Annotated in this window: 6 protein-coding genes (1 of these 6 running past the window's edge); 1 reads left to right on the top strand and 5 read right to left on the bottom strand. The window is 59.9% G+C overall.

The window, feature by feature from the left end:
- Window position 1: 1 nt before the first annotated feature.
- The 3 genes from AYT24_RS09675 to AYT24_RS09685 are packed head-to-tail and all read right to left on the bottom strand — an operon-like array spanning window position 2 to window position 2,146.
- Window positions 2-415: an acyl-CoA thioesterase gene (locus tag AYT24_RS09675; protein WP_010933794.1), complete on the bottom strand. Its 414-nt coding sequence runs from the start codon at window positions 413-415 to the stop codon at window positions 2-4.
- A 34-nt stretch (window positions 416-449) separates the two neighbouring features.
- Window positions 450-1,358, bottom strand: coding sequence for an electron transfer flavoprotein subunit alpha/FixB family protein (locus tag AYT24_RS09680; protein WP_010933795.1), 909 nt, complete (start codon window positions 1,356-1,358; stop codon window positions 450-452).
- Window positions 1,355-2,146, bottom strand: coding sequence for an electron transfer flavoprotein subunit beta/FixA family protein (locus tag AYT24_RS09685; protein ID WP_010933796.1), 792 nt, complete (start codon window positions 2,144-2,146; stop codon window positions 1,355-1,357). The genes AYT24_RS09680 and AYT24_RS09685 overlap by 4 nt, the downstream gene beginning before the upstream one ends.
- Window positions 2,147-2,402: 256 nt before the next feature.
- Here AYT24_RS09685 and AYT24_RS09690 point away from each other — a divergent pair, with 256 nt between their 5' ends.
- Window positions 2,403-2,990, top strand: a complete 588-nt coding sequence (locus AYT24_RS09690) for an outer membrane protein (protein WP_164927164.1) — start codon at window positions 2,403-2,405, stop codon at window positions 2,988-2,990.
- 63 nt (window positions 2,991-3,053) lie between these two features.
- Here AYT24_RS09690 and AYT24_RS09695 read toward each other — a convergent pair whose 3' ends face one another.
- Complete coding sequence (locus AYT24_RS09695) at window positions 3,054-4,220, bottom strand: M24 family metallopeptidase (protein ID WP_164927165.1); 1,167 nt, start codon at window positions 4,218-4,220, stop codon at window positions 3,054-3,056.
- A gap of 73 nt (window positions 4,221-4,293) precedes the next feature.
- Window positions 4,294-6,062: the 3' portion of a (Fe-S)-binding protein gene (locus AYT24_RS09700; protein WP_010933800.1), read on the bottom strand. 220 nt of this gene lie beyond the right edge of the window; only the last 1,769 of its 1,989 coding nucleotides appear in the window; the start codon falls outside the window, past its right edge — the gene reads right to left on this strand; it ends in the stop codon at window positions 4,294-4,296.

The raw sequence follows: 6,062 nt of genomic DNA on the forward strand, positions 1-6,062 counted from the left end.
CTCACTCGCCCGGCTGCATTAGCGCTTCGAGTTCTGCCGGAATTTCCGGGCGGCCTCGGCCGTTGAGGGCGGTGCCGATGATTCTGGCTTTGACTGCGGGCTTCATGTCCGGCAGGCGCAGGATGTCCTGGTAAAAAGCGAATCGCAGCGGTGACTGGCGCACCATGTTCAGGCCGACCCTGAAGCGGTCGCCGCTTTGCAGGGGCAACTTGTAGTCCAACTCGGCGCGGACAACCACGAGGTTGATGCCCCGCTCGGTGAACTCCTTGAAATCGATGCCAACCGTTTTGAGATAAACGTGCCGCGCGTGTTCGAGATAGTTCTGATAGACACTGTTGTTAACGATGCCCTGCATGTCGCACTCGTAGTCGCGCACCTCCATTTCAAGCGTGAAGGCGTAGGTTTGCTGATTCATCCGCGTTTTGATTGTCGTTGAAAAAACTGCCCGCTCACCGCCTCGCCCGAATCGCCGCCGTCAGGGCGGACAGGAACTCGGCCACGTCGGCGACGGCGAGCACGTCGGCCACGCTCGTGATGGGCGTGTCGCGGTCGGTGTTGATGGCGAGCACAAAGCCGGAGCCTTTCATTCCGGCAAGATGCTGGATCGCACCGGAGATGCCGCACGCCACGTAGAGCGCGGGCGAAACGCTCTGGCCGCTCGACCCCACCTGCCGCGCCCGTTCGAGCCATCCGGCATCGACCACCGGGCGGCTCGCGCCGACTTCGCCGCCGAGCGCATCGGCGAGCGCCCGCACCAGCTCGACGCGCTCCGCGCTCCCGACGCCGCGCCCGGCACTGACAATCACCCCTGCGCGAGTCAGATCGATACCCCGCTCAGGCTGGACGCAATCGAGAAACTCGATGGTCGAATCCGGTTCGACATCGAGAGCGGTCACTTCGGGAATCCCCGCCATCGCCGGAGCATCGAACGCGCCCAGCTGAAGCGTCAGCACAACGCGGTCGGTCAGCGGCTTGACGGTGCGGCGCATCTTGCCGTTGCAGCTTTCGACCACGTAGCCGCCGTCGTCGAGTCCCACAACCCCGGACACCTGAGCCGACTGCATCGCAAACGCCACGCGCGGCGCGAGTTCCCAGCCATGCGAGGAGTGCAGAAACACCACGGCGTCCGGCTGCTCACGCTCGACGGCGGCCAGCACAAGCCGTTTGTGACAGGCAAGATCGAACGCGTTCACGCCATCCGCGCGATAGAGCTTTCCCTCGAATGAGGGCAAATCGTCAGTCGATCCAGCCAGCACCATCGAAACCTCCGCAGAAAAACAAGCTGCGAATCCGAACAACTCGGCGGTTTCGGCGGTGACGCGACCGTCGCGAACTTCGCCAACAAGCAGCAGCTTCATCGCGCACCTCCTTTGCCGGAAACGAGCCCTTTAGCTTCGAGAATTTCAAGCACCCGAGCAGCCATCGCCCCGGCGTCGCCCTCGAGAATCACACCCGCACCGTTGGGTTCATGGGGGCGGAAATTGCAGGACAATACTTTCGGCGATTCAAGTCCGACCGATTCCGGAGACAGAACGGTGAGCATTGTGCGTTTTGATTTCATGATGTTCGGCAGGGTAGGATAGCGCGGCGAGTTGAGACCGAGCTGGCAGGTCATGAGCGCCGGAGCTTTCAGGCGGAGCCTGCACCTGCGTCCGCCTTCGAGTTCGCGCTCGACCGTCATCGCGCCATCCTGCCACTCGAACGCCGTGATACCCGTCACGGAGGCGATGCCAAGCCGTTCGGCCACCAGCACGCCGACCTGCGCGGAGCCTCGGTCTTCGGACTGCATACCGGTAAAAATGAGGTCGAACCCGCGCCCGACGGCAAATCCGGCGATCATCGAGGCGATCTGCCACGGATCGCGCTCGGGCGCTTCCGGGTCGACGATGTGCACGCCGTCGTCGCATCCCGTCGAGAGCGCCTTGCGAATCGTTTCGACCACCCGCGCCGGGCCGACGGAGAGCACCGTCACCCGCGCTTCGCCGCCAAGCTGCTCCTTAAGCCGAATGGCCTCTTCAACCGCAAAGGTGTCATACTCGTTCATCCGCCAGGCAAGTCCGGCCTCATCGAACCAGCTGCCGGATGAATTCGAAATGAAATGCCCCTCCATATCCGGGACCTGCTTTACACAGACAAGTATGTTCATGAGGTAAGAAAATCAAACACCTTTCATGGAAACCAGCTCGCAATCCGGCCAACGAACGTACCGGAAAGCCATATCCATGAACAACGTAGTGAGCAAGTATCGAACTGGCAACTGAAAAACCGTTAAAATACCAATGAAACCGGCAGTTTTCAGGATTCGGCTGCCTGTTGCATAATTGTAATTTTTTTGCAAGCTTTTGATTGAGCAGTGGCTCATGTTCTGATAAACGATGAAAAAATCAAAACAAAGGACAACCATGAAAAAAATGATTTTCCCCCTGCTGGTGGCAGGAGTATGCAGCGCGCCGTCATTGGCACAGGCAGCGGAGAGTCCCTACGTCAGCCTTTCAGGCGGCCTCGGATTGCTGAACAACTCGACAGTCAATGGAAATAACGATGCGATCAAGTACAAAACCGGCTACCTGATCAACGGCGCTGTCGGTTTGAAAAATCAGGATGTGCGCGTGGAGGCTGAGATTGGCTACCACCGGAACAGTGTCGATTCTTCCGACTATGCCGATCCTCGTGGAGCCCATGTGTCCATGTGGACCTTCATGGCCAACGGCTATTACGACATTCCGATGAAGGACTCCGTCGTATCGCCCTATGTCATGGGTGGGCTTGGAGTTGCCGATGCATCGATCAGCGGCGGCAACATGTCCGGTTCACCTAGCAGCACCGAATTCGCCTGGCAGCTTGGCGCTGGCGTCGGCATCAAGGCGGCCAAGAACACAACGTTTGACCTGGGGTATCGCTACCTCTCGCCATCCGATGCAAAATTTGACGGAGCCAAGGTGTCGCTTGCCAGCAGCAATATCCTTGCTGGTATCAGGTACAGCTTCTGAGAGGCATTGTCAATACGCCTTATCGAGGCTCCGGAAAAACCGGAGCCTTTTTTATTGCCCGCATCAAAGCTCGACAACTTCGTCGGATAATCCGGTCAGCCGTTCACCGCCATGTTCCGTGACCACGAAGGTGTTCTCGATGCCGATCGCTCCTTTGCCGGGAATGACGAATTTCGGCTCGACGGCCACCACCTGGCCTGCCTGCAACGGCATGCCAAAACCTTGCGCGAGCAGCGGCAGTTCGTCGAGCTCGAGGCCAACACCGTGGCCAACGAAGCGCGACTGCTCGCCCGGCATTCCCATGAAGTTACAACCGAGACCTGCCGCTTCGGCCATCGCGGCGGCCTGCTTGTAAATCTCCTCGCCGATCGCTCCCGGCACCATCGCCCGACGCACCGCCTCCTGGATTTCAAGCGAAACATCGAATGCCCGCTGCAATTCAGGGTCGAGCCTGCCGATGACAAACATGCGGGTCATATCAATAATGTAACCGTTAAAAACTCCGGCAAAATCGACCAGCACCGGCTCGTTCTCTCGAATTGCATCGAGAGACGCTCCTTGTGGCGAGGCGCTCGAAAGACCTTTGCCGGTGACAGCCCCATCGAAAAAGCCGTAGCTCGCCGCGCCGCCCGACACCACCATGCCGCCGAAGAGCTCCTGGTTAAACGCCCGCATCCGCACGTACCCCTCGTGGCCGATCCTGCGCAACCGGTACTCCACTTCGGCGGCGAGATCAACCTCACGCATCCCCGTTTTCAGGAAAGTCGGCACTTCAAAGAAAATCGAGACCAGCATCTCGGCGCTGTGGCGGAGCATCTCAATTTCGGCAGATGACTTGACCGAGCGCAGCTCGCGCACAATCATGGTGACGTCGGCGAAAGTACGCCCCGGCAACACCTTCGAGTACCAGGCGTGCTGCGCCATCGGCACGGCGTCGAAGGTCATGCCAACCTTGTCGCCTTCGCGGCCGAGTAGCGCCGAAAGCTCCTTGCTCGACGGAAAGGGGCGAATGTCGTCGATCAGCCCTTCAGCTTTTGCTCGAACGAGGCTTTTGCGCACGAGCAGCACCGGCTTACCCTCGGCGGGAACCCAGAGCGCCGAGTTCTGGCGCGTACCGGTGAAGTAGAAAATATCGACGGGCATCAGCAAAAGCGCTGCCTGCATCCCGCTTTCAGCAAGACGCGCTTGCAGGCGCCTGATACGCTCGCCGATTTCAATGCGTGTCATCATAATCCTTTCAAATGGTTATCAAAGTTCCGGACTCGGCACAATCCACATCGTGATCGAATGGTAATCTGATCCCTCAATGCCGTTCGATCCTCCGGGCGACAATCTCCGCAAGATCGAGCACGTCAAGCCGGGATTCGGCGGGTTCGCGTTTCAGACCGTCTTCAAACATGCTCAGGCAGAAGGGGCAGGCGGTCGCCACCGTCGATGCACCGGCCATCTTTGCCATCCGCAAGCGCTCATCAACAATCGGCATGCCCAGCTTCTCCTCGGCAAGAATGCGCCCGCCGCCTGCGCCGCAGCAGAAGGTTTCGCTGCCCGACCACTCCATTTCGGTCAGTCTGCCGCCTGCGGCTTCAAGCACAAGACGAGGCGCTTCGATAATATCCTGGTACCGGGCAAGATAGCAGGAGTCGTGATAGGTGGCGCTGAAGGACTCCTGATGCAGTTTGAGACGCCCCTCGCCGACGAGCCGCCGGATGAAGGTTGAATGGTGTTCGACCGGCACATCCAGCCCGAGTTCACGGTAATCTCGCACCAACGTGTTGAAACAGTGCGGGCAGGCTGTAACGATGCGCTTCACTTTGGCCGCACGGATGGCGGCGATGTTGCTCCCGGCGACCATCCGGTAGAGGTACTCGTTGCCGAGCTTCCTCGCCGGTTCGCCACAGCACCGCTCCGCCTTGCCGAGCATCGCGACGCTGACACCCGCCGCCTCGCAAATTTTGATGAAGCTTTCGGCAACCCTGCGATTGCGCGGATCGAACGATGCGTAGCAACCGGTGAAGTAGAGAATATCCGTTTCGATTTTGCCATCGGCGGCACTGACCGGCAGGCCCTTGGCCCATTCGCCTCGCGACAAGTGGGAAAGGCCGAACGGATTGCCGTTGATTTCGATGGCGTCGCAGGCGCGGCGGGCCTCGTCGCCGGGGAACTCGCCCTCCATTAGCACGAGGCTGCGGCGCATCTCGATGATCTTGCCGACATGCTCGATGCTCGCCGGGCAGGTCTCCTCGCACGCACCGCAGGTGGTGCACGACCAGAGAGCGTCACGTGAAACCGTGTCGATCAGCGACTTGTCGTTTTCCGTTCCAGCTACCGCCCCGATATCGTTGATCACCTTCATCGGCGAAAGCGGCTTGCCGGTGAGGTACGCAGGGCAGCGCTGCTGGCAGCGTCCACACAAGGTGCAGGCGTCGGCGTCGAAGAGGTCTTTCCAGCTCAGGTCGCCAACCACCGACGCCCCGAACCGCTCAACGCTCTCGTCTTCGAGATCGAGCGGGGCAAGCGTGCCTTTCGGCTCGTGCGGCTCGAAAAAGCTGTTGCCGCTAGTGGTGGCAATGTGGCGCAGCTTCGTCCACGGAATGATGGCAACGAAACCAAGCCCGAGCAGCAGGTGCAACCACCACAACGCCTGATGCACAGACCGCTGCGCATGGACGCTCATGCCGGAAAACAGCGTGGCAAAGAGGTAACCAACCGGAGACCAGAGTGCAAGAGCGGGATTGTCGCGCAGTTCGGTTGCTGAGATACGGACCCCTTCGACGATGAAGCCCGTCAAGAGGATGCTGAAGAGCAGCAGATGAATGCGTGCGTCGGCAGGGGTGCTCTCAAGCCCCGGTGGACGGATGACGTAACGCCTCGCCGCCAGCACACCAAGCGCCAACAATGCAAGCAGACCGGCGAGATCGAGCACAAGGGAGTAGACCCGGTAGAAGTCGCCCGAAAGCAGACTGAAGCGGAAAAAGGGAGTCAGGAAATCGGCCTGCACCATCACCAGCAACGTCCCGGCGAAAAGCAGCAGGAACGCCCAGAACAGCATCGCGTGCGGCACACCACCCTCCG

The organism is Chlorobaculum tepidum TLS (assembly GCF_000006985.1).
GTDB classification, from domain to species: domain Bacteria; phylum Bacteroidota; class Chlorobiia; order Chlorobiales; family Chlorobiaceae; genus Chlorobaculum; species Chlorobaculum tepidum.

What these genes read in the sequence shown, in the direction of transcription:
- AYT24_RS09690 (WP_164927164.1), top strand. Translation starts at nt 2,403, where the DNA reads ATGAAAAAAATGATTTTCCCCCTGCTGGTGGCAGGAGTATGCAGCGCG.
- AYT24_RS09685 (WP_010933796.1), bottom strand. Translation starts at nt 2,146, where the DNA reads ATGAACATACTTGTCTGTGTAAAGCAGGTCCCGGATATGGAGGGGCAT.
- AYT24_RS09675 (WP_010933794.1), bottom strand. Translation starts at nt 415, where the DNA reads ATGAATCAGCAAACCTACGCCTTCACGCTTGAAATGGAGGTGCGCGAC.
- AYT24_RS09695 (WP_164927165.1), bottom strand. Translation starts at nt 4,220, where the DNA reads ATGATGACACGCATTGAAATCGGCGAGCGTATCAGGCGCCTGCAAGCG.
- AYT24_RS09680 (WP_010933795.1), bottom strand. Translation starts at nt 1,358, where the DNA reads ATGAAGCTGCTGCTTGTTGGCGAAGTTCGCGACGGTCGCGTCACCGCC.